The sequence below is a fragment of the Blautia sp. HCP28S3_G10 genome (assembly GCF_052065235.1).
Taxonomy (GTDB): Bacteria; Bacillota; Clostridia; order Lachnospirales; family Lachnospiraceae; genus Blautia_A.
The window spans coordinates 1-26,165 of the sequence record NZ_JBQHUL010000024.1 but is presented as its reverse complement, the minus strand read 5'-3'; the positions used below and the strand labels follow the sequence as shown (position 1 = coordinate 26,165).

Annotated in this window: 21 protein-coding genes; 14 read left to right on the top strand and 7 right to left on the bottom strand. The window is 42.0% G+C overall.

The annotated features are described in order from the left end of the window. Nucleotides 1-23 precede the first annotated feature (23 nt). The 4 genes from arcC to dpaL all read right to left on the bottom strand — a co-directional run bounded on the left by arcC (nucleotide 24) and on the right by dpaL (nucleotide 5,411). A complete protein-coding gene (gene arcC / locus ACTNB8_RS10705; protein WP_441054540.1) occupies nucleotides 24-968 on the bottom strand; it encodes a carbamate kinase in 945 nt (314 codons plus the stop codon). Between the two features lie 24 nt (nucleotides 969-992). Then, nucleotides 993-2,186, bottom strand: a complete 1,194-nt coding sequence (gene ygeW, locus ACTNB8_RS10700) for a knotted carbamoyltransferase YgeW (RefSeq protein ID WP_441054538.1) — start codon at nucleotides 2,184-2,186, stop codon at nucleotides 993-995. A 650-nt stretch (nucleotides 2,187-2,836) separates the two neighbouring features. Next, complete coding sequence (locus ACTNB8_RS10695) at nucleotides 2,837-4,147, bottom strand: YgeY family selenium metabolism-linked hydrolase (RefSeq protein ID WP_441054536.1); 1,311 nt, start codon at nucleotides 4,145-4,147, stop codon at nucleotides 2,837-2,839. Nucleotides 4,148-4,181: 34 nt separating this feature from the next. After that, nucleotides 4,182-5,411 (bottom strand): diaminopropionate ammonia-lyase, encoded by a 1,230-nt coding sequence (gene dpaL, locus ACTNB8_RS10690; RefSeq protein ID WP_441054534.1) that lies wholly within the window; start codon nucleotides 5,409-5,411, stop codon nucleotides 4,182-4,184. Nucleotides 5,412-5,642: 231 nt separating this feature from the next. Between dpaL and ACTNB8_RS10685 the strand changes: the two genes are divergently transcribed. From ACTNB8_RS10685 to ACTNB8_RS10660, 6 genes are all read left to right on the top strand, one after another. Next, nucleotides 5,643-6,887 (top strand): DUF1015 domain-containing protein, encoded by a 1,245-nt coding sequence (locus ACTNB8_RS10685; RefSeq protein ID WP_441054532.1) that lies wholly within the window; start codon nucleotides 5,643-5,645, stop codon nucleotides 6,885-6,887. Between the two features lie 26 nt (nucleotides 6,888-6,913). Further along, the gene (locus tag ACTNB8_RS10680; RefSeq protein ID WP_441054530.1) at nucleotides 6,914-8,137 is read left to right on the top strand and encodes an SPFH domain-containing protein; all 1,224 of its coding nucleotides are present in this window, start codon (nucleotides 6,914-6,916) and stop codon (nucleotides 8,135-8,137) included. Nucleotides 8,138-8,161: 24 nt separating this feature from the next. Then, complete coding sequence (locus ACTNB8_RS10675) at nucleotides 8,162-9,259, top strand: hypothetical protein (RefSeq protein WP_441054528.1); 1,098 nt, start codon at nucleotides 8,162-8,164, stop codon at nucleotides 9,257-9,259. Next, on the top strand, nucleotides 9,260-10,108 hold the full coding sequence (locus tag ACTNB8_RS10670; RefSeq protein WP_441054526.1) for a TPM domain-containing protein: 849 nt from the start codon (nucleotides 9,260-9,262) through the stop codon (nucleotides 10,106-10,108). It abuts the gene before it with no gap. Nucleotides 10,109-10,407: 299 nt separating this feature from the next. Further along, nucleotides 10,408-11,847, top strand: a complete 1,440-nt coding sequence (locus ACTNB8_RS10665) for a sodium:proton antiporter (RefSeq protein WP_441054525.1) — start codon at nucleotides 10,408-10,410, stop codon at nucleotides 11,845-11,847. 13 nt (nucleotides 11,848-11,860) lie between these two features. Then, complete coding sequence (locus ACTNB8_RS10660) at nucleotides 11,861-12,850, top strand: AAA family ATPase (protein WP_441054523.1); 990 nt, start codon at nucleotides 11,861-11,863, stop codon at nucleotides 12,848-12,850. 42 nt (nucleotides 12,851-12,892) lie between these two features. Here the strand turns inward: ACTNB8_RS10660 and ACTNB8_RS10655 are convergent, their stop codons facing one another. Beyond that, entirely contained in the window at nucleotides 12,893-13,531 is a 639-nt protein-coding gene (locus ACTNB8_RS10655; RefSeq protein WP_441054521.1) for a helix-turn-helix transcriptional regulator, read from the bottom strand. 217 nt (nucleotides 13,532-13,748) lie between these two features. Here ACTNB8_RS10655 and hydA point away from each other — a divergent pair, with 217 nt between their 5' ends. From hydA to ACTNB8_RS10640, 3 genes are all read left to right on the top strand, one after another. After that, entirely contained in the window at nucleotides 13,749-15,131 is a 1,383-nt protein-coding gene (gene hydA, locus ACTNB8_RS10650) for a dihydropyrimidinase (RefSeq protein WP_441054519.1), read from the top strand. A 1-nt stretch (nucleotide 15,132) separates the two neighbouring features. Then, nucleotides 15,133-16,173: a [FeFe] hydrogenase H-cluster radical SAM maturase HydE gene (hydE, locus tag ACTNB8_RS10645; protein ID WP_441054517.1), complete on the top strand. Its 1,041-nt coding sequence runs from the start codon at nucleotides 15,133-15,135 to the stop codon at nucleotides 16,171-16,173. Between the two features lie 202 nt (nucleotides 16,174-16,375). Continuing rightward, nucleotides 16,376-16,849 (top strand): SH3 domain-containing protein, encoded by a 474-nt coding sequence (locus ACTNB8_RS10640; protein ID WP_441054515.1) that lies wholly within the window; start codon nucleotides 16,376-16,378, stop codon nucleotides 16,847-16,849. A gap of 138 nt (nucleotides 16,850-16,987) precedes the next feature. Here the strand turns inward: ACTNB8_RS10640 and ACTNB8_RS10635 are convergent, their stop codons facing one another. Further along, nucleotides 16,988-17,467 carry an S-ribosylhomocysteine lyase gene (locus ACTNB8_RS10635; RefSeq protein WP_441054513.1) on the bottom strand — a complete coding sequence of 160 codons (480 nt, stop codon included), beginning with the start codon at nucleotides 17,465-17,467 and terminating at the stop codon, nucleotides 16,988-16,990. Nucleotides 17,468-17,790: 323 nt separating this feature from the next. Between ACTNB8_RS10635 and ACTNB8_RS10630 the strand changes: the two genes are divergently transcribed. From ACTNB8_RS10630 to ACTNB8_RS10615, 4 genes are all read left to right on the top strand, one after another. Further along, complete coding sequence (locus tag ACTNB8_RS10630; protein WP_441054511.1) at nucleotides 17,791-18,540, top strand: peptidylprolyl isomerase; 750 nt, start codon at nucleotides 17,791-17,793, stop codon at nucleotides 18,538-18,540. Between the two features lie 218 nt (nucleotides 18,541-18,758). Further along, nucleotides 18,759-19,865 (top strand): RNA-guided endonuclease TnpB family protein, encoded by a 1,107-nt coding sequence (locus ACTNB8_RS10625; protein ID WP_441054509.1) that lies wholly within the window; start codon nucleotides 18,759-18,761, stop codon nucleotides 19,863-19,865. 135 nt (nucleotides 19,866-20,000) lie between these two features. Continuing rightward, the gene (locus ACTNB8_RS10620; RefSeq protein ID WP_441054507.1) at nucleotides 20,001-20,324 is read left to right on the top strand and encodes a hypothetical protein; all 324 of its coding nucleotides are present in this window, start codon (nucleotides 20,001-20,003) and stop codon (nucleotides 20,322-20,324) included. 91 nt (nucleotides 20,325-20,415) lie between these two features. Further along, nucleotides 20,416-20,844 carry a hypothetical protein gene (locus ACTNB8_RS10615; RefSeq protein WP_441054505.1) on the top strand — a complete coding sequence of 143 codons (429 nt, stop codon included), beginning with the start codon at nucleotides 20,416-20,418 and terminating at the stop codon, nucleotides 20,842-20,844. A 31-nt stretch (nucleotides 20,845-20,875) separates the two neighbouring features. On the opposite strand, the gene ACTNB8_RS10610 is transcribed toward ACTNB8_RS10615, so the two are convergent. Continuing rightward, complete coding sequence (locus ACTNB8_RS10610; protein WP_441054503.1) at nucleotides 20,876-21,439, bottom strand: class I SAM-dependent methyltransferase; 564 nt, start codon at nucleotides 21,437-21,439, stop codon at nucleotides 20,876-20,878. A gap of 202 nt (nucleotides 21,440-21,641) precedes the next feature. Here ACTNB8_RS10610 and ACTNB8_RS10605 point away from each other — a divergent pair. After that, the coding region (locus tag ACTNB8_RS10605) for a Spy0128 family protein (protein ID WP_441054501.1) at nucleotides 21,642-26,165 on the top strand (4,524 nt) is incomplete at its 3' end.

The window sequence follows — 26,165 nt, the reverse complement described above, 5'->3', positions numbered from 1 at the left end:
TATGGAATTCTGAAAAAGAAAAATCAGATATGAATTCTGGTTCCTGTTTTTCCCTGAATACCATCTTTTGCTTTTTCGAGAAGAGTGATCATTGCAGTACGGTCTTTGCCGGAAGAGGCGAAGTCCATGGCTGCCTGTACCTTCGGGAGCATGGAACCAGGCGCAAACTGACCTTCCTCTACATATTTCCGTGCCTCTGCCACGGACATATCATCAATCCATTTTTCGTTTTCTTTTCCAAAATTAACGGCAACTTTTTCGACAGCAGTCAGAATAATGAGCATATCAGCATCCAGTTCTTTTGCAAGAAGGCAGCTTGCAAAATCTTTATCAATAACTGCAGAAGCCCCTTTCAGATGGTCACCCTGAAGAGAAACAGGAATTCCACCGCCGCCGCAACAGATAACGATTTTATTGGCATCTACCAGACTGTTGATCGCATCCTGTTCTACGATTTCTACCGGCTTAGGAGATGCAACTACACGGCGGTATCCACGACCTGCATCTTCTTTCATGATATATCCGTAAGCTTTCTCAGCATGTTCAGCCTGTTCTTTTGTCATGAAATGACCGATTGGTTTACTTGGATTCTGGAATGCCGGGTCATTTTCGTCTACACGTACCTGTGTGACAACTGTAACGACAGGTGTACGCATAAAGCCGCGTTTACGAAGTTCTTCGCGAAGTGCATTCTGAAGGTCATAGCCGATATAAGCCTGACTCATTGCAACACATACGGAGAGTGGTGTGTTGGGCTGGTTTTCATCTTCTCTGGAAAGAGCTGCCATGGCATTATTTATCATGCCTACCTGTGGTCCGTTACCGTGAACAACAACCACCTGATGTCCCTCTTCAATCAGGTCACACAGAGCCTTTGCAGTTGTTTTTACGGCTCTCATCTGCTCCGGGAGTGTATTTCCCAGAGCATTTCCGCCGAGTGCGATTACAATTCTTTTTCTCTTATACATGTAAAAACCTTCCCCATAAGATATTTATTTAAGAATTCTCGGAGCCGCTTTTACTTCGAGTTTTTTGAGAATATCCTGTGGTTTCTCGAATTTGGAAAGCATGATCATGGCTGCGATGATATATGGTTTGAAGCTGGCTTCTTTATAAAGCGGGATTCTGTAACGGTCAAATACGGATCCGTCAACTTCGCCTGTTTCGCAGCTTACGCCTGTGATATCAGCTGGCAGGCAGTGGAGATACAGAGCTTTGCCGTCTTTTGTTGTTTTCATAAGTTCTTCTGTGCATGCCCAGTCTTTGTGTTCTGCGTTCTGAGCAAGAAGTTCTTTTTCGAGTTTATCGATTCCATCGAAGTCGCCTTCAGCATAGAGGTTTGTACGTTTTTCCATAGCTGCGAATGGAGCCCAGCTCTTCGGATATACGATGTCGGCATCTTTGAATGCTTCTTCCATGCTGTTTGTTTTTGTGAAGGATCCGCCTGTAGCTTCGGCGTTTTTCTTTGCAATTTCTTCAACTTCCGGCATTACATCGTATCCATCTGGATGAGCCAGAACTACGTCCATACCGAAACGAGTCATCAGTCCGATTACGCCCTGCGGAACGGAGAGTGGTTTGCCGTAAGAAGGAGAGTAAGCCCATGTCATGGCGAGTTTTTTGCCTTTGAGGTTTTCAACACCGCCGAATTCGTGGATAATGTGAAGCATATCTGCCATACACTGTGTAGGATGGTCAACATCACACTGAAGGTTTACGAGTGTTGGTCTCTGCTCGAGAATTCCATCTTTGTTTCCTTCTGTTACTGCATCCATGAATTCTTTCTGATATGCATGTCCTTTTCCGATGTACATATCATCACGGATTCCGATTACATCTGCCATGAAGGATACCATGTTTGCTGTTTCGCGAACTGTTTCGCCGTGTGCGATCTGGGATTTTTTCTCATCAAGATCCTGTACTTCAAGGCCAAGAAGGTTGCAGGCTGAAGCGAAGGAGAAGCGAGTACGTGTGGAGTTGTCACGGAAGATGGAGATTCCGAGACCGCTCTCGAATACTTTTGTGGAGATGTTGTTTTCTCTCATGAATCGAAGTGCATCTGCTACTGTGAAGACTGCTTCCAGTTCGTCGTCTGTTTTGTCCCATGTCCAGAAGAAGTCGTTGTTGTACATTTCTTTGAAGTTGAGTTTGTTGAGTTTGTCGATGTAGTCCTGAAGTGTTTTCATATTTATCTCCTTTATTAATATGTATGAGTTACGTATATTCACATGATATGTATGAGTTACGTGTATTCATATGATATGTATGAGTTACGTGTGTTCAAATGAAATATTCCACCGAAGAACACGCTCTCGCTCCCTTCGACTGGTAGCAGTACATAAGTGACCACAATACGGTCACTAAGTACTGACCGTCTCAGAGGATCTTCTGCGTGGAATATTTATCTCAGTCGAGAAGACTCCCACTTCTGTAAGTGGTGAGTAATAACAAGTCTTTCTCAGTGGGAGTACAATCTCCGACTGAGATAAACGCTCCGCGAGGATGTACAGTGATTCTGAGAAGAATATGTCAGCTTTCGCCGACCAGAATCACGCACCAAGTCTCACGTGTGTTCGACTTGAATTGACACACTGGATTATCAGATATTCATATTGCGTATTATCAGTATTACCTGAGTGAACAGCCCTCAGCCTTTTCACTTTCGGCAATGATATATAGGGCTTGCCCTCAGTGGCGTAGAATACAGATATGGTCAAATAACTATACGTTTGATACATGTGGAGCTACTTTGCTTTTAGCCCCAAGGGTGTGCAGAGGGAGCGGGGCTTCGCTCCCTCTGCGTAGTTCAAAGAAGTTCGTTCTTTGTTACCCTTTCTTACTTACAGTAAGACATAGGTAATGCTGCATAAACCGCAGCGCACCTTACCAGGTCGATTTTCCATGTTTTTTCGTTCGGAGCATGTGCCTGTGCTTCAGCGCCAGGTCCGAATCCGATGCATGGAATTCCATTACGTCCCATGATGGATACGCCGTTTGTTGAGAATGTCCATTTGTCTGTAAGCGGACGTGCTTTACGCATTGCTTCTGTTTCTGCGTTTCCTACACGTGTTTCTCCGTAAAGACCTTTGTAAGCGTCTTCGAGTGCTTTTGTTACTTTGTGGTCTTTCGGAATTGCCCATGTCGGGAAGTAGCATTCAATTTCGTATTTGCATCCTGTGTAAGAAGGACGGTTATAATTGTACATGGAAACCACAACATCATCACCATATTTTCTGACACTTGGAAGTGCACGGATTTCGTCGAGGCAGCTTTCCCAGGTTTCACCAAATGTCATACGGCGGTCAAGTGAAACAGCACAGGAGTCAGCTACAGCACAGCGGCTTGGTGATGTGTAGAAAATCTGGGATACAGTAACAGTACCGCGTCCGAGGAAACGTGCCTCTTCCCAGTCCGGATTGTATTTCGGGTTGAGCATTTTTACGAGGCCTTTGATTTCTGTTTCATCTGCATCGTCATTTTCGTTAAGGGAACGTACATCCTGAAGAATATCAGCCATTTTGTAGATGGCATTGTCTCCACGTTCCGGAGCGGATCCATGGCAGGAAATACCTTTGACGTCTATACGGATTTCCATACGTCCACGCTGTCCTCTGTAAATACCGCCGTCTGTCGGTTCTGTAGAAACAACAAATTCCGGACGGATCTTGTCTTCCTTGATGATATACTGCCAGCAGAGACCATCACAGTCTTCTTCCTGAACAGTTCCTGTAACCATGATCTTTACGCCTTCCGGAATCAGATCAAGATCTTTCATGATTCTTGCACCGTAAACTGCAGATACAAGTCCACCACACTGGTCAGATACACCGCGTCCGCCAACTTCTTCGTCGTTTTCGTAGCCTTCGTATGGGTCAAAAGTCCAGTTATCAATGTTCCCGATACCAACAGTATCAATATGTGCATCAAAAGCGATGATTCTGTCACCGGTTCCCATATATCCGATAACATTTCCCTGAGGGTCAATTGTAACTTCATCGAAGTTGAGCTTTTTCATTTCTGCTGCAATTGTTTCGATGTGCTCTTTTTCTCCACAGCTTTCGCCCGGATTACGAACGATAGCTCTTAAGAATTTCACCATATCGTCTTTGTAGTTTTCAGCTGCTGCATTGATTTTTGCAAAATCCATAATCTTATCCTCCTGTTATATGTATAAGAATAAATTACTTACTGAGTGATTTATCTGTTCCGTAAAGTCCGTCCCAGACGATCTCACGGTAACGTACAGGATCAGTGTCTCCTTCTGTAGAGATGACGAGTACGTTGGAGTTTTCATCAAGTTTCAGTGCTTCTTTAAGGTCTTTGGCATCTTCATCGTGAAGGGCAGTGAAGCACAGACCAAGCGGTACGGAACCGGATTCACCGGAAACGATATGTGGATCATTTTCCAGAGGATTGGCATAGATACGAGTTGCTTTTGCACTCATCCAGTCAGGGCAGGAAGCAAATACAGATACGTGGTTTCTGAGAATGTCCCAGCCAATGGTGTTTGCTTCACCGCAGGCAAGACCGGCCATAATAGTTTCAAGATCACCGGTAACATTGACCAGATCACCGTTGGCTTTTACTGCAGAACGGTACAGACAGTCAGCGGCTGATGCCTCGCATACAACCATTACCGGCGGATTTTCTTTGTATTTGTGAGCAAAATATCCGACAACGGCACCTGCAAGAGATCCGACACCTGCCTGTACAAATACATGAGTAGGACGTTCAATGCCCTGTTCTTTCAACTGCTGGTCTGCTTCCATAACCATGGTTCCGTAACCCTGCATGATCCATGAAGGGATTTCTTCGTAACCTTCCCATGCAGTATCCTGTACCATGATACCGTGTTTGGTTTTTGCTGCTTCTGCAGCTGCCATTCTTACACAGTCATCATAATTGACTTCTTCAATAGTAACAGTAGCGCCTTCTTTGGCAATATTGTCAAATCTTGTTTTGGTTGTGCCTTTTGGCATGCGTACAACTGCCTTCTGTCCGAGACGGTTTGCAGCCCATGCAACACCGCGGCCGTGGTTTCCATCTGTGGCGGTAAAGAATGTTGCCTGTCCGAATTCTTCTCTTAACTTATCAGAAGAAAGAACCGCATATGGAAGTTCACTGATGTCTTTGTCAAGTTCTTTGGCAATATAACGGCCCATTGCGTAGGATCCGCCAAGAACTTTGAATGCATTCAGTCCGAAACGGTAGGATTCATCTTTGCAGTAGATGTTTTTGACACCCAGATAAGAAGCCAGAGCGGAAAGTTTCTGCAGAGGTGTTACTGTATACTGCGGGAAACTTTTATGGAATTCATTTGCTTTTCTGACATTGGCTTCAGACATTAAGTCGAGAAATTTGTCGTCTGATCTGGCTACATTGTTGACAGTCCATTTCAAACCTTCGGTCATAAGAAAAACCCTCCTTAAAAAAATTCTTTTGTTCTCATAATTATTGCTTGTTTATGTTTCTATCATACCATAAAAAATGTATTTTGCAATAGTAAATACAAAAATTTTTAGGATAAAACAAAAAAGTTTTGGACACATGAAAAAAGTGGGTAAACATTGTAAAAAACGTATCTTTATGATAATATGTAAACATATTTATAAATACGAGACAAGATAAAGGAGACTTGAAAAATGGCAGTTTTTAGAGCGTTTCGGGCTTTGAGACCTGTGACGGACAAGGCAGAGGCAGTAGCTGCACTTCCATATGATGTGGTAAACCGTCAGGAAGCGAAGAAAATCGGAGACAGAAATCCGGATTCGTTTCTTCATGTTGACCGCGCAGAGATGGATCTTCCGCCGGAAACAGATCTTTATGACAGCATTGTCTATGACAGAGCAAGGAAAAATCTTGACGACATGGAAAAAAATGGCACAATGATGCAGGATGAAATGCCATGTTATTATATTTATGAACTGACCCGTAAGGGAAAGACTCAGACAGGGCTGGTTGGCTGCTGTTCTATTGATGACTATATGAATAATGTGGTAAAGAAGCATGAGCTCACCAGAGAAGACAAAGAACAGGACCGTATCCGCCATGTGGATGTCTGTGATGCAAATACAGGTCCGATCTATCTGGCATGCAAATACCCACAGGAGCTTCTGGATCTCATGGCTCAGTGGAAAGAAAACCATGCACCGGTTTATGATTTTGTTGCAGAAGATGAGATTGGACACCGTGTCTGGGTGATCGACGGAGAAGAAGAGAAGAAGACTGTTGCAGAGAAATTTTCTGACATTCCGGCAGTGTATATTGCAGACGGACATCACAGAGCTGCTTCCGCAGTGAAGGTTGGCCTCAAGAGAAGACAGGAACACCCGGATTATGACGGAAGTGAAGAGTTTAATTATTTTCTGTCTGTAGTATTTCCATATGATCAGCTTACGATTCTTGCATATAACAGAGTTGTACATGATCTGAACGGAATGGACGAACATGCGTTTATTGCAAGCCTGAAATTTAATTTTGAACTGATGCTGATGCCGGGATTTCCATGTAAACCTGTGGAAAAGCACTGCATTGGTATGTACACAGGAGGCCAGTGGTATCATCTGAAGGCCTGGGAGGATATTTACAGAGATAAAGATGTTGTCGGCCAGCTGGATGTTTCAATCCTTCAGGATAAGGTACTTTCTCCAATTCTTGGTATCGGGGATCCGAGAACCGATAAGAGAATCCAGTTTGTGGGGGGAAGCCATAAGCTTACAGAACTGGCAGAACTGGCGGATGCTACAGGCGGAGTTGCTTTTGCAATGTATCCGACATCTATGGAAGATCTTATGAAAATTGCAGATGAAGGCAAGCTGATGCCGCCAAAATCCACATGGTTTGAGCCTAAACTCAGAAGTGGACTGTTTATACATAAACTTTCATAAACATAAATTTAAAAGGAGGAACAGATATGGGATTAATTAAAGCAGCAGCAGGAGCTGCCGGTGGAGTGCTGGGGGATCAGTGGAAAGAATATTTTTACTGTGAAGCCATGCCGGCAGATGTGCTGATCACAAAGGCACATAAGAAGACTTCAGGAAGGTCTTCCAATAAGCATGGTTCTGAAAATGTCATCAGCAACGGATCTGTGATCGCAGTAAATGACGGCCAGTGTATGCTGATCGTAGAGCAGGGCAAAGTAGTAGATGTCTGTGCTGAACCTGGAGAATATACCTATGATATGTCTACAGAACCTTCCATATTCTGTGGAAGTCTTGGCGAAGGCGTGCATTCTGTATTCCAGCAGATTGGCAAGCGTTTTACTTTTGGTGGCGAGACTCCGAAGGATCAGAGAGTATATTTTGTGAACACAAAAGAACTGGTTGGAAATAAATACGGTACTCCGAATCCTGTTCCTTTCCGTGTGGTAGATAATAATATCGGACTGGATATGGATATTTCCATTAAATGTTTCGGCGAATACAGTTACCGGATCGCAAACCCGATTCTTTTTTATACAAATGTGTGTGGAAATGTTGAAGAAGATTTTGAGAGAGAAGAGATTGATGGTCAGCTTAAGAGCGAACTTATGACAGCTCTGCAGCCGGCTTTTGCCAAAATTTCCGAGATGGGAATACGTTACAGTGCACTTCCCGGACATACAGAAGAACTTGCAGAAACACTGAACCAGATCCTTTCCGCAAAATGGGACAATTTAAGAGGAATTCGTATTGTTTCCCTTGGGGTATCCAGTGTAAAGGCTTCTCAGGAAGATGAAGCAATGATAAAAGAACTGCAGCGTAATGCCGCATTCCGCAATCCTACGATGGCTGCTGCACAGATGGTCGGTGCTCAGTCAGCGGCAATGCAGGCGGCAGCGTCCAATCAGAACGCAGGACCGGCTATGGCATTTGCCGGAATGAATATGGCGGCAAACGCAGGCGGCATCAATGCGCAGAATCTTTTTGCAATGGGACAGCAGATGAATCAGCAGGCACAGCCTGTTCAGCAGCAGGCACCTCAGCAGGCGCCTCAGCAGAATGCAGGCTCATGGACCTGTTCCTGCGGCGCGGTAAATACAGGAAAATTCTGTCAGGAATGTGGACAGCCGAGACCGGCGGGTCCGTGGACCTGCTCCTGTGGTGCGGTAAATACAGGAAAATTCTGCCAGGAGTGCGGCAAACCGAGACCGTAACTTCACAGGGAAGGAGAAAACACCATGGAAGATGTTTTGAATTATAAATGTCCCAACTGTTCGGCAGGCCTGAAATTTGACAGTAAAAAACAGAAGATGACCTGCGAATACTGCGGTAAATCATACTCACTGGAAGAACTGGAACAGATTGCCCAGCAGAATGAAGCAGTTGAAGAAGATAAAACAGGAGATCACTGGGAAGGGTTCGATCCGGAACAGTGGCAGACTGACAGCAATATGGGAGTATGGACTTGCCCTTCCTGCGGTGCGGAAGTTGTTGCCGAAAAGACAACAGGGGCTACGGTGTGCCCGTACTGTGATACACCTATGGTGATGCCGGATCAGTTCAAAGACATGTACAGGCCGGATTATGTGATTCCGTTCCAGAAGAGCAAAAAAGAGGCAGTTGCAGCACTTAAGAATCATTATATGAACAAACCATTACTGCCGAAAGTTTTTAAAAGCGAAAGCCATCTGGAAGAGATTAAAGCAGTTTATGTGCCGTTCTGGCTGTTTGACCTTAATACAGCTGGAAGGTTCCGTTATGAAGCTACGAGAATGAGGGTCTGGGAAGACAGCGATTATAAATATACAGAAACCAAATTTTATAATGTTGTACGTGCAGGCAAAATGAATTTCTGCAAAATTCCGGTAGATGGATCGAAGGCTATTGATGATACCATGATGGAAGCAATCGAACCATATGACTACAAAGATCTGAAAGAATTTGATATGTCATATCTGTCAGGGTATATGGCTGACAAATATGATCAGGAACCGGATCAGCTTACCGGCCGTGTATATGAACGTATGGAAGAGAGCGTCAGGGACAGCTTCATGTCAAGTGTACATAATTATGCTACAGTTACACCCCGTCAGGAAAAAATATGGATCACGAAAAAAGGTGAAGTCAAATATGGGCTGTTCCCTGTATGGTTCCTGAATACGAAGTGGAAAGGCAAAACCTACTCATTTGCAATGAACGGACAGACTGGACATCTTATCGGAGATCTTCCGATCGGCAAAGATCTTGTAGTGGGATACTGGTTCAGACATCACATTCCGCTGACCCTGATCATGACAGCAGTCATTGTTCTGCTGAGAGTAACGGGGGTGATCTGAGTGAAAAAATATACCAGAATTTTAGGGATTTCAGTTTTGTGTCTGGGGCTGGCACTGACAGCTCCGATGTCAGTATGGGCTGCTTCTGCAACGGAAGATCAGGCAGAAGAGAATCAGACAACGGACTGGGTGTTTGATGAATACGGACTTTTATCAGGAGAAGAAAAAGAAGAACTGAATCAGGAACTGGCAGATATTTATGAAAAGTATGAATATGACGCCATACTTCTGATCAGCCAGGATATTGAGTCTGATGATGCGCGCCAGTATGCTGCAGAATTTATGCAGGATAATAAAATCGGTTATGGGGATACACACGAGGGAATGTGTATTTTCAATCAGCCGGACAAAAGAAATATCACGATCGTATTTCGTGGGGATACACAGAATGATTTTACTGAAACAATTCAGGATCTGATGCTCGATAATTGCCAGGAAAAGCTGAAAGAGGGAGACATGATCGGAGGATATAAATCTCTGATCAGTGATCTGAAAAAAGGACTTGCACGTATAACACAGGGCAAAAAGATTCGCCCATTGGATGTGAGTGATTCTTCACTTCCGGAAGAGGCTCTGATCTGGCTGATTATTTCTTTTGCTGTAATGGCAATTCCGACCCTGATCATGACTTTGTTCCAGGTACATAAAATGAAAACAAGAGTACCACAGCCTAATGCAAATGCGTATGAGGGAAAGGGCGGTCTCAGACTTACAGAAGAAAGAGATATGTTCCTGTACAGCACCGTATCCAGAACTGAGAAACCGAAAGATAATGACAATGACAGCGGCAGTTCAGGCAGTTTTACGAGCGGTGGTGAGAGCTTTTCGGGCTCAAGCAGAGATTATTGACAGTATAAGTATGAAAAGAGGATTTTCCGGAGGGAAAGTCCTCTTTTTTTGCATGAAATATTTATTTCATAAACGGAAAATAAATGTCAAATTTAATAAAAAATGCACAAAAACAGTATTTAAATCAGATACGAATGACAGCAATGTACAGATAAAAATACAATATACTGGAAAAATGCACAAAAATAATGATTTCATACATGGATTTATTGAATGAAAGTTCAATTGTATTTTGGAACGGTTATGATATAATTTCACCTGGTTAAAAAGGATAAAAAACTTACATGGGGGTGACATTTTTGAAAAAACTTATGACCGTCCTGACTGCAATCCTGGCGTTAATAATCAGCTGTCCGGACTATGTTTTTGCAGCATCTGCCACCGGAAATACGACGCAGGTACCAATCTGGCTCTGTATTCCGTTTGCAGGTTTACTGTTGTGTATTGCTGTGATGCCGCTTGTAAAAGGTGAGTGGTGGGAGACACATCAGCCACACGTTGTACTGATGTGGATCATCATAATGGTAATACCTTTTGCAGTAGTTTATGGTATGGGAAAAACTTTTGAAACAGTACTGGAATGTACAGTAAATGACTATTTGACATTTATCATTCTACTGTTCGGTCTGTTCTGTGTATCAGGTAATATTACAATGGAGGGCGATTTTGCAGGTTCTCCCCGAGTTAATGTCGGACTGCTTGCTCTTGGAACAATGCTTTCCAGCTGCATAGGAACTACTGGTGCAAGTATGCTGATGGTTCGTCCTGTCATCAAGATGAATTCCTGGAGAAAAAGAAAGAGCCATATCATGGTATTCTTTATATTTATGGTATCCAATATGGGAGGCTCTCTGACACCTATCGGCGATCCGCCGCTTCTGATGGGATTTATGAGGGGTGTACCTTTTTTCTGGAGTCTTCACCTGTTTCCGGTACTGATTTTCAACATGGTGATCCTTCTCTTTGTATTTTATCATCTTGACAAACATTTTTACAGAAAAGACATTGCGGAAGGACGAAAACCGGATATCAGCAAACCGGGTACAGAATTCCGTATTGAAGGATTACATAATATCATCTTTCTTGTTATGATCGTAGCTGCTGTTATCTTGAGCGGTGTACTTCCTGGAATGACAGCATTTCAGAATGCTGAAGGTGCAGTAAAAGGTATCCATCTTTTTGGAGAAGTTACATTGGGTTATCCATCGCTGATTGAGATCGTGATCATTCTGCTGGCCGCTTTTCTTTCATTTAAAACCACCAGCAGCGATATACGTACGAGAAACCATTTTACCTGGGGTGCGATTCAGGAAGTTGCAGTACTTTTTATCGGAATATTTATTACAATGCAGCCTGCACTGATGCTTCTTAAAGCTGTAGGCCCGAATCTTGGAATTACGAAACCATTTGAAATGTTCTGGGCAACAGGAGCACTTTCAAGTTTCCTGGATAATACACCGACTTATCTGGTATTCCTGACAACTGCAGGAACACTTGGATTTACCAGTGGTATTGTGACTTCTCTTGGAACGGTACCGACAAAGATTCTTTCCGCGATTTCATGTGGGGCTGTATTTATGGGAGCCAATACATATATAGGAAATGCCCCGAACTTCATGGTTAAATCAATCTCTGATGAGAACGGTGTAAATATGCCTTCGTTCTTTGGTTATATGCTCTGGTCGATTGTTTTCCTTATTCCGGTATTTATCCTGGATATGCTTGTTTTCTTTATGTAAGGGGGGTGCAGACATGGAAAATCAGGAAAAATATACAGCCCTTGCAAATCGTATTTATGATCTTGACGGAGAGGTATATAAATGTGTAGGTTCTTCTCTGGGACGTACATTTACAGGAAAAAGAGAAAATACTATCCGTACTCTCAGCATGATCATGTATACAAAACCAGACAGTCATCTGCTCAGAAGTGAGCTGGCACTGATCAGTAACATGGCACGTACGATCAAGGATAAAGAAGCCAGAAGCCGTATGATGACAGAGTATGATGAAATACTCAAAGAGCTGGAAAGTCTTCCGAATGTTTTTGGAAGTACGGATATCGTGGATAAAGAACGTGTTGCCCTGAATCTGGCGGCTAACCGTGAAAAAATGTCTCCGGATGATCATATGGTCATCTGCATCAGCCGTACACAGGGAAGCGCAGGAAATGATATCGGGTTTGAACTTGCAGACAGTCTGAAGATAAATTATTACGATGTGGAAATCTTTGACCAGGTATTGAAACGCCTGGAAGCAGAAAAAGATAATCTTAAAGATACGGAGAACTTTACGGATTTCAATAAATATGACCGTAAAGAACACAAAGATATAAAAACACGTCTTCGTGAATTCAACAGATATCATGGACTGAAAAAATCAGATGCTGTTTTCTTTAATATGAGTGATCTGATCTGTGAACTTGCGCAGAAAGAAGACTGTATCATTATGGGGCGTTGTGCGGATGTAATTCTCAAAAATAACCATATTCCTCATATCAGCCTGTTTATCAGCGCTCCGTTTTCGGTGCGTGCAAAACATATTATGGATGTACGTAATATGTCACTTGCACAGGCAACCCGTTTCCTTAAGAAAATGGATAAACAGCATCGTAAATACTATGAGTTTTATACTGGCGAAAAATGGGGAAAACCCGAAAATTATGACCTGTGTATTAACAGTGCAAGTTATGGAATAAAAGAAACTATAGATGTAATTCAGCGTATGCTGAATCAGCAGGCATAAAAAAATCCGGTGGCATCCGAAAAAGATGTGCACCGGAATTTTTTATTTGTTTACATCAATATAACTGTACAGAGTGTATTTGGATATTCCAAAGTAGCTGGCAACTTTGTCGCCGGATTTTGTAATGAGAAAAGCACCGGAATCATTAAGAAACTGGATTGCGGTTACCTTGTCTTCTTTGTTCATAAGAGCTACAGGTTTTCCTACAAGAGCCACAGATTCCTCGATAAGGTGATCCAGAAGATCATTGACACTGTGTGTGATTTCTTTTGGCTTTTCTTCTTTGTTGATCGGTGTAATGAGGTCATGCAGTGCACTTTCAATCATGGTAAGCCTGGAAATATCATAGTTGATTCCAAAAACATAGTGCAGAGTGCCGTCATCATCGCGGATATAGGATGTACTGCATTTGAGGATTTTGCCTTCAGATGTTTTCATCAGGTAACCTGAATGATCTTTCATTTCCTCCTGATCATTTTTCCGGACATGACGTTTGACGTCAAAAACAGCATTGGATGGCCCGTCACCGATTCCTCTGCCTGTGACATGTCCGTTCTCGATATATACAATGGAATGCTCCGGTTCATTTGTTTTCAGATCATGAATAACTACTTCGCAGTCAGGCCCGAACTGTGAAGCAATATCGTGTGCAATCTGCTTCAGTATAGCCAGTCGTCCCATTCGTATCCCTCCTTCTGGTAAGCTTCTGTTTAGTATTAATCATAACATAAAAAAAACACAATAGAAAGTTTTTTAACAAAAAAAGTATGGTAACCTTAAGAAATTTTATTGTATATTTTATCTTATGTGATTGCTGTTGCTGACATGGAAAAATAGTGTTATAGTAATAATATCTATGAAAATTGACAAAAATCGGACAGGTTTGGAGGGGATAAATATGAAATATTTACTGAAATACGGTACAGTAGTTTCCGCTCAGAAAACAGAAAAACTTGATGTTCTTATTGAAAATGAAAAAATTATTTCCATAGGCGCTGATATTAATGATCCAGATGCAGAGATTATCGATGTGACGGGAAAACTGCTTTTTCCGGGATTTATTGACGGACATACGCATTTTGATCTGGAAGTTGCTGGAACAGTTACGGCAGATGATTTTGAGACGGGCACTCGTGCAGCGCTTCTTGGCGGAACAACAATGGTTATAGATTACGCTTCTCAGGACAGGGGGGGACATACACTTCAGGAGGGACTGGACAGATGGCATCAGAAGGCTGACGGTAAATGTTCCTGTGATTATTCTTTCCACATGTCAGTAGTTGAATGGAATGAAGAAACAGAACAGGAAATTCAGAAAATGATCGATCAGGGAATCACAAGCTTCAAGCTTTATATGACATATCCGGCAATGATTGTAAATGACAGAGATCTGTACAAAATCCTGAAGAAACTGGGTGAGTGCGGTTGCTTTGCCGGAGTTCACTGCGAGAATGCCGGTGTTATTGATGCGCTGATTGATGAGGCACATAAAGAAGGTCGTTTTGGACCGGAGAATCATCCTCTTGTAAGACCGGATACCATGGAAGCAGAAGCTGTTCACAGACTTCTTGTAATTGCAAAAGAGGCAGACGCACCGGTTATGGTAGTACATCTTACCAACAGAAAAGCCTATGAGGAAGTAATTTCTGCGAGAAAAAACGGCCAGGAAGTTTATGCGGAAACATGTCCACAGTATCTGCTTCTTGAAGACAGCGTCTATTCGAAACCGGATTTTCAGGGAGCTGTTTATGTATGCGCACCGCCAATCCGCAAAAAAGAGGATCAGGACTGCCTGTGGAAAGCACTTTCAGATGGTGATATCCAGACAGTTGCCACTGATCAGTGTAGTTTTACACTGGAGCAGAAAGCGCTTGGAAAGAAAGATTTCACAAAGATTCCGGGAGGACTTCCCGGTGTTCAGACGAGGGGAACGCTTCTTTATACATATGGTGTGGAAACAGGAAAAATCACGAAGGAGCAGATGTGCAGACTTCTCTGTGAAAATCCTGCGAAGCTTTATGGCCTGTATCCGCGTAAGGGAGTGATCCGTGAGGGCAGCGATGCAGATATTGTTGTACTTGATTCGGAAGCCAGAAGCGTGATTTCTGCGAAAACACATGCTTATAATACGGATAATAATCCGTTTGAAGGATTTGAACTGCACTGCGGAATTGATAAGGTTTTCCTTAGAGGAAATCTCGCAGTGGAAGATGGCAGACTTGCAAAAGAGAAACTTGGCATTTTTGTACCAAGAGAAAAAAGCAGTTATCATGGAGAATAGAATGAAAGAGCTGATAGACAGGCTTTATGAAATGGAGCAGCTGAGCAGAGAAGAATGGAAAATGCTTCTTTCTCACAGATCAGAGGAAACAGATCAGTATGCCAGAAGTCTTGCAGACGAAGTACGACAGAAAGTATATGGAAATGATATCTATGTAAGAGGCCTGATCGAATTTACCAATTATTGCAGGAACGACTGCTATTATTGTGGAATCAGACGGAGTAACAAAAATGCTCAGAGATACAGACTGACAGAGGATGAAATACTTTTCTGCTGTCAGCAGGGATATGAGCTGGGATTTCGAACCTTTGTGCTGCAGGGGGGAGAAGATAGCTATTACACAGATGACAAAATGGTGGGGCTTATCCACAAAATAAAAGAAAAATATCCGGACTGTGCACTGACGCTGTCTGTCGGAGAAAAGTCAGAGAAAACTTACAGTGCGTACAGAGAAGCCGGAGCAGACCGTTATTTACTGCGACACGAAACAGCAGATCCAGCGCATTATGGAAAACTCCATCCGGATTCCATGTCATGTGAAAACCGTAAAAACTGTCTTCGGGTTCTGAAAAAACTGGGATTCCAGACAGGCGCAGGATTTATGGTCGGATCTCCGTATCAGACAGTTGATGATCTTGTAGAAGATTTTATTTTTCTTAAAGAACTGAATCCGGAAATGGTAGGCATCGGACCGTTTATCGCACATCAGGATACGCCTTTCAGGGAAGAAAAGAGTGGAACTCTTGAAGATACACTTTTTTATCTGGCGCTTCTGAGACTGATGCTTCCACAGGTATTGCTTCCGGCAACGACAGCACTTGGGACGATCCATCCTAAGGGCAGGGAACTTGGGGTAAAATCCGGCGCAAATGTGGTAATGCCAAATTTGTCCCCTGTTTCTGTCCGTAAGAAATATATGCTTTATGACGGAAAAATCTGTACAGGAGATGAGGCGGCAGAGTGCAGGCACTGTCTTAGCAGAAGAATGGAAATGATCGGCTGCCGGATCGTAAGTGACAGAGGAGACTATAAGTCAAAATAAGCTGCTGTGAACGGAGTGAACAGTAACAGATTGCTGGGAACAGCAGCCGACAATAAAAAAGTCTTGCATAATGTACATGCAATGGGGTATAGTGATGATATAATGTTGCTGTGAACGGAGTGAACAGTAACGATATAATTGCTGCTGATAAAAAACGGCAATATATGGAAAGCAGGCAATGCAATAAAGGAGGATATTATTCATGAAGAAATACAGTTTCATGGTCGTTATGGCAGGTCTTGCCCTGATGGCAGCCGGATGTGGCTACAGTACAGGCGGAGAAGACACTACTGTGACAGTTATAGAAGCAACCCCTACACCAACTCCGGAACCGACACCGGAAGCAACACCGACACCGGAAGCAACACCGACACCTGCACCGGTTACAGCACAGACAGCTGGTGGTACGACAATTGTTAAACAGGATGCAACTTATTATGCAACTTCTGATGTAAACCTTCGTACAGACTGCAGTACAGAAGCTGAGATCATTCAGGGTGTGGCAGCAGGTACTGCCCTGACAAGTACGGGTGTAAGTGAAGACGGACAGTGGGTTGAGGTAAACTTTAACAACCAGACCTTATATATCAGTGCACAGTATGCATCCACAACAGCACCGGAAGGCGCAGCAACAGCAGATGCAGCGGCAGCAGATACTGCTACAGCACAGCAGTAAGCATATCAGCCGGAAATACTGTGATTAACGAAAGAAAACCTCCGAAGAATTCGGATTCCTGAAAGAATCTGAACCGTTCGGAGGTTTTGCTGTTCTGATAAGAAGCTGTTCAAAAAATCAATTCAGGTAAGGTGATACTTATTCAGGGTAGATAAGTCTTTCCGGTTTGATGTCATAGAGAACTTCTTTAAGGTACTTGTCGGCAAGATATTTTGCCATACCAGGATTCATATCAAGGTAGTTGCCGCAGTCTTTAGGGGAAGCTCCCGGGATTTCTCCCTCAAAATCACGAATGAATTCAAACATTTCAGTCATCAGAGGAACGATATCGCTGGATTCATAATCACCGGCAAGAAGGAGATAGTTTCCTGTACGGCATCCCATAGGTCCCCAGTAAATGATTTTTGGCCCGAATTCTGTGTGATTACGGAGAAAAGTAGCTGCCAGATGTTCCATAGCATGCAATTCAGCAGTGTTCATGACTGGTTCTTCATTAGGTGAAGTCATACGGATGTCAAAGGTAGTGATGACTTCATTTCCAAGATAATCCTTACGGGATACATAAATGCCTGGCTGAAGTTTAATATGGTCTATGGTAAAACTTGCTATTTTTTTCATGGTGAAAATCCTTCCTATATAAAATATATTTTCTGTATTGTCTGTGAACAGTTACTTCTTATATTTTAGCAGACAGAGGACAGGGTTACAAGTAATTGACTTTATTTTCATGGAATGATAAACTGATAACTGTTCACTGGTAATATCCCGCGAGGTGTTTTGCCATGAATATGGCAAAATCCCGAGACATACAGGGCAAATTTCATCACCGAAGGTGATTTGGAATGAATTTTGACCAAGTTGCTGTGAACGGAGTGAGCAGTAACACTAGTAGGGCAAAATTGTTGCTTACAAAATCTCAGACAGATCAGGAGGAAAAGCAAATGAAATCCAGAACAGTAGCAGTGCTTTGTGCACTTGTGCTTACAGCAGGAGCTCTTGCAGGATGTGGAAACAGCAAGGCTTCCGATACAAAAGAAAAGACAAAGACAGAAAATACAGCAGATGACAGCGAGGATGAGATCACTGTAGAGGAAGAAGAGCCTGTAAGTGATGAAGAAGCGGAAGATGCAGGCTTCAGTGACGGATCTGATGGTTCAGATTCAGAAACAGTACTTGATACAAGCGAAGAACTGACAGGAATCCATCATGCAAATATCAGTATTAAGGATTATGGCGATATTTCTGTTGAACTGGATGCAGATACAGCACCGATCACAGTAACTAATTTTGTAAAACTTGCGCAGGATCATTTTTATGATGGACTGACATTCTGGCGTATTATTGACGGATTTATGATCCAGGGCGGCGATCCGAAGGGAAATGGCACCGGTGGATCAGGAGAAAATATTAAGGGTGAATTTTCCAGTAATGGTGTAAAAAATGATATTTCCCATACAAGGGGAACGATTTCCATGGCAAGAGCAAATGACTATGACAGTGCAAGTTCGCAGTTCTTTATTGTTCAGTCAGACAGTCCGATGCTTGACGGAGAATATGCAGCTTTCGGGCATGTGACAGATGGAATGGATATTGTAGATGAAATCTGCAAGAATGCCCAGCCGGTTGACAACAACGGAACAATTAAGGCTGAGGAACAGCCGGTGATCGAAAGCATTACAATTACAGATTGAGAAAAAGAGATTCAGACACGGTTCGTTTATTTTCTGACTCTATCCACAGATCCCCATGCAAATGCTGCATCGGGATTTGTATAAAACAGAAGATAACGGGCATCGGAAATTTGTAAATAAAAAAGAAAACACTTGTTCTGGAATCCGGATTGTATTATAATAAAAAAGAACATATTGTTCAAAAACAATAATTGAAACCATTTATATATAGGAATAAGGTGAGAAAAATAAATCGGGCAGTAAAAATAAGAATCTATCCAAATACAGAGCAGCGTGTGCAAATAGAAAAAACAATCGGCTGCAGCCGATTTATCTATAACTGTATGCTTGCAGCTAAAATGGAACATTATAAAAAAGAAAAGAAGATGTTGAGGAACACACCAGCCAGCTATAAGAAAGAATATCCATGGCTGAAAGAGGTGGATTCGTTGGCTTTAGCAAATGTACAGATGCATCTGGAAAGTGCATTCCGTAAGTTTTTTCGTGAACCATCGGCAGGATTTCCACATTTCAAATCAAAGAAGTCATCAAGAAAATCTTATACAACAAACGTGGTGAATGGAAACATCTTTCTGGAAGGAAAATATCTGAAACTGCCTAAGATGACGGCTGTCAGAATGAAGCTTCACCGTCCAATATCAGAAAAATGGAAATTGAAATCTGTGACAGTCAGCAGGGATCCATCCGGAAAATATTATGCCAGTCTTTTATTCTGCTGTGAGAACCAAACAGCAGAAAAAAGACCGGCAGAAAAATTTATCGGGATTGATTTTGCCATGCAGGGAATGTGTATTTTTTCTACCGGTGAAAGCGCCAAATACCCGATGTTCTATCGGAACACAGAGAAAAAGCTTGCACAGGAACAGAGAAAACTGTCCAGATGTCAAAAAGGCAGTCAGAATTATAAAAAACAGAAGAAACGAGTTGCACTGTGCCATGAAAAGACCCGAAATCAGAGAAAAGACTTTCAGCATAAACTCAGTACCAGTCTTGCCGAGAGCTACGATGCAGTATGCGTGGAAGATCTGGATCTGAAAGGGATGGCAGGAGGACTTCATTTTGGAAAAGGCGTACATGATAATGGATATGGCCGGTTTCTGTCTATGCTGGAATATAAACTGGAGGAAAGAGGAAAATATCTGATCAAAGTAGATCGTTATTTTGCATCCAGTAAGATTTGCAGTGCATGTGGAAAGAAAAAATCAGAATTGTCTTTATCTGAAAGGATTTATTACTGCGAATGCGGAAACAGAATGGACCGTGATGTAAATGCGGCAGTTAACATCATGAAAGAGGGAAGAAGAATCCTGGCAGAATGTGCATGACAGCACGATAAAAAGTCCGTAACCGGACTAATAAAAATCGCGGGGCACGCGAGGATAGCTTGTAGATACTTGGCTCAGTAGAGCCATTGAGCAAGAAGCCCCCACTTCAAAATCTGGGATTTAAGTGGTGGGAGCATGTCACGAACAGAATCAAACGAAAAAAGTGGAACTTATCTGCAAAAGAAAGAAGAAAAGAAAATCAGAACTTTTCTGCAGAAGAAATATGACGAAGATACTATAAAACAAGTAAAACTTGAAATAAAAAATATCGAAACTTTTCTGAAAAAATCTAACTTCAATATACAAAAGAACTATTCAAAATATCCCCCAGAAATAAAAAAATATATCAATCCAATTGACATATCAGATGAAGATTATATCAGATGTGAGATGACTCCCACCTCTGTAGGTGGCGAGCAACAAATCAGTATCAGTGGTGGGAGTCAATCCCCCATCTGATATAGCCTCCGGCAGGATTGCAGAGATGCGCAGAAGAAGTATGTCATGCATTGCATGACGCGCATCTCGCAGCAAGAATGCAGAGGCATTCTTGAAACAAGAATGGCTGTCGGAGCCCTATACTCACAAGACTATTTCTCAGGATGTACCAGTATATCTGACTAATAATGGAGAACGTGTACGCTCAAAATCAGAACTGAATATTGCAAATATGCTACAAAAAATGAACATACCATATAAATATGAATGTCCGCTCATGCTTTCGAATGGAAAAATAATTCATCCGGATTTCACGGTTTTGGATGTCCGCAGGCGCCGGGAAGTATACTGGGAGCACCGTGGAATGATGGACGATCGCATATATCTGAAGCATGCCGTTCAAAGAGTAAAAAAATACAGGAAAAATGGTATCTATCCAGGCGACAACCTGTTGCTTACAGAAGAAACCTCCACAATTCCTCTGGGAACAGATGAGATAGAAGATGTAATAAAACATTTTCTGGTATCCAGCACAACGTAACAAAACTGTACATTGTACTGGCAAATAAAAATCAGAGCCTGATAACAAGCACCGGAATTGGAGGATTGTTGGGGCGGTTGTAATACTCACTTTTAATGACAAGATATTTCCTGGAATCCAGCTGCGCCAGCCAGTCAAGAACATCATCTCTTTCTTTGAAACCTGAATCCCCGCCACTGTAAATACAGAGAGAAAGAAGTCCACCCTTCTTCAGCAAAAGAAGGCTTTGCTCCAGAGCCTGAATACTGGTTTCGCTCCGGGTTGCTTTTGCATGATCACCACCAGGCAGATAGCCAAGGTTAAAAACAATGCAGCTGATGGATTCCTCGTCAGCATATCTATACATATTAGAATGAGATTCCAGTAGCAAAGTATAATTCACCGGAGAACCTGCGTTTTGCAGACGTTCTTTTGTTCTGCACAGAGCCTGTTCCTGTATGTCAAAGGCAAGAACATGACCGCTCGCTCCGCAGAGCTTACTCAGAAGAAGAGTATCATTGCCATTTCCCATGGTTGCATCAATGCAAAGATCACCAGGCTGTACCTGCTGATTGATAAAATGACTGCACCATTCTGTGATCTGATAATTTTTCATGAAACCTCCCCAAAAAAAGATGTGAAAACAATGTTTTATATGCATTATAACATAATTTTTAACAGAGAAAAGATATAAACGAAAAAAATGCTCAAAAATTGATCAAAAATGACATAAATGGTGGCTTTTCTGACGGAAATCTGTGCTATAATTAACTCAAAATAGAGTTTCTATGCTCTGCAATAATAGAAAGGAGTTTAGCATGAAGAAGCATCCAAGTAAATTGAAACGAATTTGTGCAATGACTTTGGCGGCATTAATGGTAATGCAGCAAAGCAGTGTCAGTTCATTTGCAGAAGGGCAGACAGTTCAGAATGTTGCTGAACTTCAGCCAGAACAGGCGGGAACCGAGGCTGCTGACAATGAAGCAGTGACCGAATCAGAAAATACGGCTACAGCGCCTGCTGAGACAGCAGAACAGACTGACACACAGGAACCGTCTGCACAGCCGGAGACAACACCGGAAGCGGTTCAGCCGGAAACAACACCGGAGGCAGAACTGCCAGCAGCAACAGAAGCACCGGCACAGGAAGTAAAACAGGAGGAAGCAGCACCGACAGAGGCTCCTGCTCAGGAAACACCAGCTGCAGAAGAACCTTCCACAGAGGTGGCGGCACCGGCAGCTGGAACAGAGGTAGCACCAACAGAGGCAGCACCAACGGCAACACCGGAAGCTGAAAAGACAGCTTTTGAGTGTACCGTAGATAATGTGACAGCAGCAGTGACACTTTCTTCTCCTGTTTCCGACAAGGCAGCTTTTGTGATAAAAGCATACGGAGAGGGAACAGACTATTATGAAAACGCTGCAGCAGTTGCAGGTCAGTGGGTTGAAAGTCAGGGACTTATGCCATTGGAAGCAGCAGTCTATGACATGCACTTTGAACAGGAGGGACAGGAACTTCCTGTAGCACAGAATGCAAGTGTAAACCTTAACTTTGCCTGTCCAATCCTTACTCAGACGCCGGATACAGATACACAGACAAATGTCTATGTACTTCATATTGTAAACGGTACAGCAGTGAGTGCAGGTACTGCAAACTGCAATGGTGACGGCGCAGTGACATCAGCGGCGATCAACACGAATGGATTTTCACCATTTGTATTTGTAAAAGCAGCAAGCGGAGATGTTATGGCAGTGCAGGAAGGTGCAGATGAAAACATGGAAGATCAGGCCGGAACAGGTACAGGTGTTAATCTTGCGAATGTAGGTTCTGGTAATCTTTCAATTTCAGTTATCCCAAGTTCAGATCCGCTTAACAGGGAGAATGGATCCATAAAAGGTGTTATTAATTATTCAATTCCTAATACAATGAAGGATGGATCCTGCAGAGCTTATTATACAATTCCGACAGAGTATCTTGCTCTCAGTGACAGTGCAGAAGGAACTATATACAGTTCATCGGGTGTGGAAATTGGAACATATACACTGAATACAGAGACAGGACTACTTGAATTACTTTTTAAAAAAGAGTTTTATGAAAAAAGCAATGACATAGAAGGTTATTTTAAATTCAATGCATCTGTAAAAACAGATAAGATTAAAAATAAAAATGATATTCCACTGGTGTTCCCAGGCTTTGGAACAGTTGACATTAAGGTAGAACCTGGAAAAGTAACCGGAAATAAATCTGGTAAAATCAAATATGACGAAAACGGCAAACCGTATCTGGAATATACTGTAAATCTTAATGCAACATCAGATCTCAAAGACTTTGAACTTACAGATACTCTGGGAAAAAATCTTGAATTTATAAAAGGAAGTTTTACCTTTGATGACGAACCTGTTGATGTAACAATAGACGGAAATACTGCTAAATATACAAGAGACTCTATCAAAAGTGGAAAGCATACTTTTAAATACAGAGCAGCTGTCAAAGATACATCAGATAAACAGGCTCTGGTAAATGAAGCAGAGTGGACATGGACTGGCGGTAAAGGAGAGGCTTATCCGTCTACTAATTATATAGATGACTATACAATCAGTAAAAAAGGAAATAACTTTACCGGAAGAACTGCGAAATGGAATGTTACTTTGACAAAGGGAACTTATTCAACGAAGGATCAGATGGGCAAGGCAAGTTATTCTGATAAATTTCCTTCGGATATGAAATTTGACAGTGATTCACTGGTAGTGAAGGATACGGAAAATGGTGTGACACTGACAAAAGATGTGGATTACACTGTAACCGAATCCGAGGGTGAATTTGAAATCAACTTTACTTATACGAATGCACAGAATGTTCCTTCATATTCTATTGAGTATACAACTACATTAAAAGATGATGTTGAAACACCGGAAGATACGAAAGAATATAAGAATAAAGGAACATTTACTCCTGAGGGTGAAGAACCGAAATCGGCTGAGGGAACATCCAAGTGGGAAAGTGGCGATACAGGATATACACCTGGAACATTGACAAAAACAGTAGACAATGTCACATATGATGGGGAAAATGCTATATCTGAGTGGACACTGACAATAGATCCACAGGGAAAAACTATTGACAAGGTGCAGCTGATTGATGAATTCCTCAGACAAAATATAGAAGGAATGCCTTATCTGGAAAATGCTACAGGAGTAAAGGCAGATTCTATTACGATAACAGATAAAGATGGCAAAGAGATTTCCTATACATTGGGTGCTAATCCATATGAAGTAAAACCTGGATATTATGCTTATTGGGTAATCAATCTGACCGAACCGGTTTCTGATGTAATAATGATTCATTATACAGCGGTTACATTCGGAGATATGATAAATAACAGTTCCATGCTGGTAAGAAACAATGCCGGATTAACATGGAAATGTGATGGAAAAGACAAAAAAGATAATGCTTCTGATCAGTTTACATATGTAAAAAGATTTGGGGTGCTTCAAAAAGAGGGAAAGAAAGTTAGTGATAATCTGTATGAATGGACTGTCAGGTTAAATGTCAACAGCGATGGTCAAAATCCTGCTATGGATTACGGAACTGATCAGCTGGTATTTTTCTCTGATATTCTGCCAGAAGGTATGGAATTTGTTACAGATGAAGGTCATACACCAAAGTATGGATATGTTGATACGATATATTATTCGGCAAATACAGATGCAGCAGGTATTTATTCTGTAAAAGATGGAATTATTTCTGCCACATTTAAAGGCATCGGAAAGAAAGTTATTATCTTCACATATTATACCCAGATAAAAGACGGGTATATGGATGGAAAAGGAGATGTCGAATTTACAAATAAAGCTTCTTATGGTGATGCAGACGGAAATATTGCTGATGGAGCGGTCACTATTAAGGAAAGTGGAAATACCATAACGAAGACAAGTAGTCAAAAAGATAATTTAATCATTTATACTATAGATATAAATCCAAATGCTGATACTTTGAACGATGGTGAAGATCTTGAATTGACAGATGCTATTCCAGAAAGCTGTGCATATGTGCCTGATTCATTAGAAACCACAGAAAATGGAACAGAGATTAAAGTATCCCATAAATATTCAAACAGAACAATTACTGTAAAGATTCCAGATAAAAAGCACATTGTATTAACATATCGTGTTAAAGTAAATGGAACCCAGGGACAGAATATAGAGGTTACTAATACTGCATATTTAAGCGGAAAGGTAACTATTCACAGTACAAACAAATATAAGATAACAATCCAAGATACAAGTGCCGGAGCAGGTGGAACCAGCGGTGTGATGAATCTTCACAAGATTGCTGAAGAAGATGAAACAAAAAATCTGCAGGGAGCAACATTTAGACTTCAGAAAATGAAATATAATGCCGACAGGCAGATTTTTGAAGCAGATGGTGACCCGGTAGAAGAAATTTCTGATAAAAATGGTTATGTATCATTTGGTAAAGAAAATGGCGATGGTACAATTCTTACAGATACTCTGTATTATTATGAAGAAATCAGTGCGCCGGAGGGTTATATAACTGATAAAACAAGACATTATTTCTATGTTGGCGGTAATGATGTTACTAATTTTGAGAAGCAGTTAAAAGCTGCTGAAATTGTTGCCTCACAGGAAAACTGGGGAGAGATTCTGATATCTAATAAGAAGGAAGAAGAGAAACCGGAAACGACAGCAGTCTTAAGTGTAAGCAAGGCAGTAGACGCAACACCAGCAGGAAGCTATAAAGGAAATGATAAGTTTACTTTCGTACTTGCAGGTGAAAAAGCAGACACTCCGATGCCGGAAGGAACCGGAAACGAGGTAACAGTAACAGCAGGAGGAGAAGCCAGAAGTTTTGGAAGCATTAAGTACACAGAAGCCGGAAAATACAAGTACACCATCACAGAAACAGTACCGGAGAATAAGATCCCAGGAATGACCTATGATGGAACACCACATGAAGTAACGGTAACAGTAAGTGCAGATGCAGACGGAAACTTGAGCACAGCAGTGGATTATGGAACAGGGGGAGCAACGAGTCTGACCGTAACGAACACATATGAGCAGCCAAAGGTATCCACAGCCTTCTCTGTTGAGAAAAAAGTATCTGGTGAGGAAGGTTTTGATCCTGAAGAAACGTACAAATTTGAGCTTACACCTGTGACAGAGGGCGCACCGATGCCGAAAGATGAATCTGGCAAGACGGTATCTGTAGCTAACGGTGAGACAGGAACATTTGGTCAGATCACATATACGGAAGCCGGAAAAACTTATGAGTACAATATCACAGAAAAAGCAGGAAGTACTCCTGGAATGTCCTATGATACA

What these genes read in the sequence shown, in the direction of transcription:
- arcC (WP_441054540.1), bottom strand. Translation starts at nt 968, where the DNA reads ATGTATAAGAGAAAAAGAATTGTAATCGCACTCGGCGGAAATGCTCTG.
- ygeW (WP_441054538.1), bottom strand. Translation starts at nt 2,186, where the DNA reads ATGAAAACACTTCAGGACTACATCGACAAACTCAACAAACTCAACTTC.
- ACTNB8_RS10695 (WP_441054536.1), bottom strand. Translation starts at nt 4,147, where the DNA reads ATGGATTTTGCAAAAATCAATGCAGCAGCTGAAAACTACAAAGACGAT.
- dpaL (WP_441054534.1), bottom strand. Translation starts at nt 5,411, where the DNA reads ATGACCGAAGGTTTGAAATGGACTGTCAACAATGTAGCCAGATCAGAC.
- ACTNB8_RS10685 (WP_441054532.1), top strand. Translation starts at nt 5,643, where the DNA reads ATGGCAGTTTTTAGAGCGTTTCGGGCTTTGAGACCTGTGACGGACAAG.
- ACTNB8_RS10680 (WP_441054530.1), top strand. Translation starts at nt 6,914, where the DNA reads ATGGGATTAATTAAAGCAGCAGCAGGAGCTGCCGGTGGAGTGCTGGGG.
- ACTNB8_RS10675 (WP_441054528.1), top strand. Translation starts at nt 8,162, where the DNA reads ATGGAAGATGTTTTGAATTATAAATGTCCCAACTGTTCGGCAGGCCTG.
- ACTNB8_RS10660 (WP_441054523.1), top strand. Translation starts at nt 11,861, where the DNA reads ATGGAAAATCAGGAAAAATATACAGCCCTTGCAAATCGTATTTATGAT.
- ACTNB8_RS10655 (WP_441054521.1), bottom strand. Translation starts at nt 13,531, where the DNA reads ATGGGACGACTGGCTATACTGAAGCAGATTGCACACGATATTGCTTCA.
- hydA (WP_441054519.1), top strand. Translation starts at nt 13,749, where the DNA reads ATGAAATATTTACTGAAATACGGTACAGTAGTTTCCGCTCAGAAAACA.
- hydE (WP_441054517.1), top strand. Translation starts at nt 15,133, where the DNA reads ATGAAAGAGCTGATAGACAGGCTTTATGAAATGGAGCAGCTGAGCAGA.
- ACTNB8_RS10640 (WP_441054515.1), top strand. Translation starts at nt 16,376, where the DNA reads ATGAAGAAATACAGTTTCATGGTCGTTATGGCAGGTCTTGCCCTGATG.
- ACTNB8_RS10635 (WP_441054513.1), bottom strand. Translation starts at nt 17,467, where the DNA reads ATGAAAAAAATAGCAAGTTTTACCATAGACCATATTAAACTTCAGCCA.
- ACTNB8_RS10630 (WP_441054511.1), top strand. Translation starts at nt 17,791, where the DNA reads ATGAAATCCAGAACAGTAGCAGTGCTTTGTGCACTTGTGCTTACAGCA.
- ACTNB8_RS10620 (WP_441054507.1), top strand. Translation starts at nt 20,001, where the DNA reads ATGTCACGAACAGAATCAAACGAAAAAAGTGGAACTTATCTGCAAAAG.
- ACTNB8_RS10610 (WP_441054503.1), bottom strand. Translation starts at nt 21,439, where the DNA reads ATGAAAAATTATCAGATCACAGAATGGTGCAGTCATTTTATCAATCAG.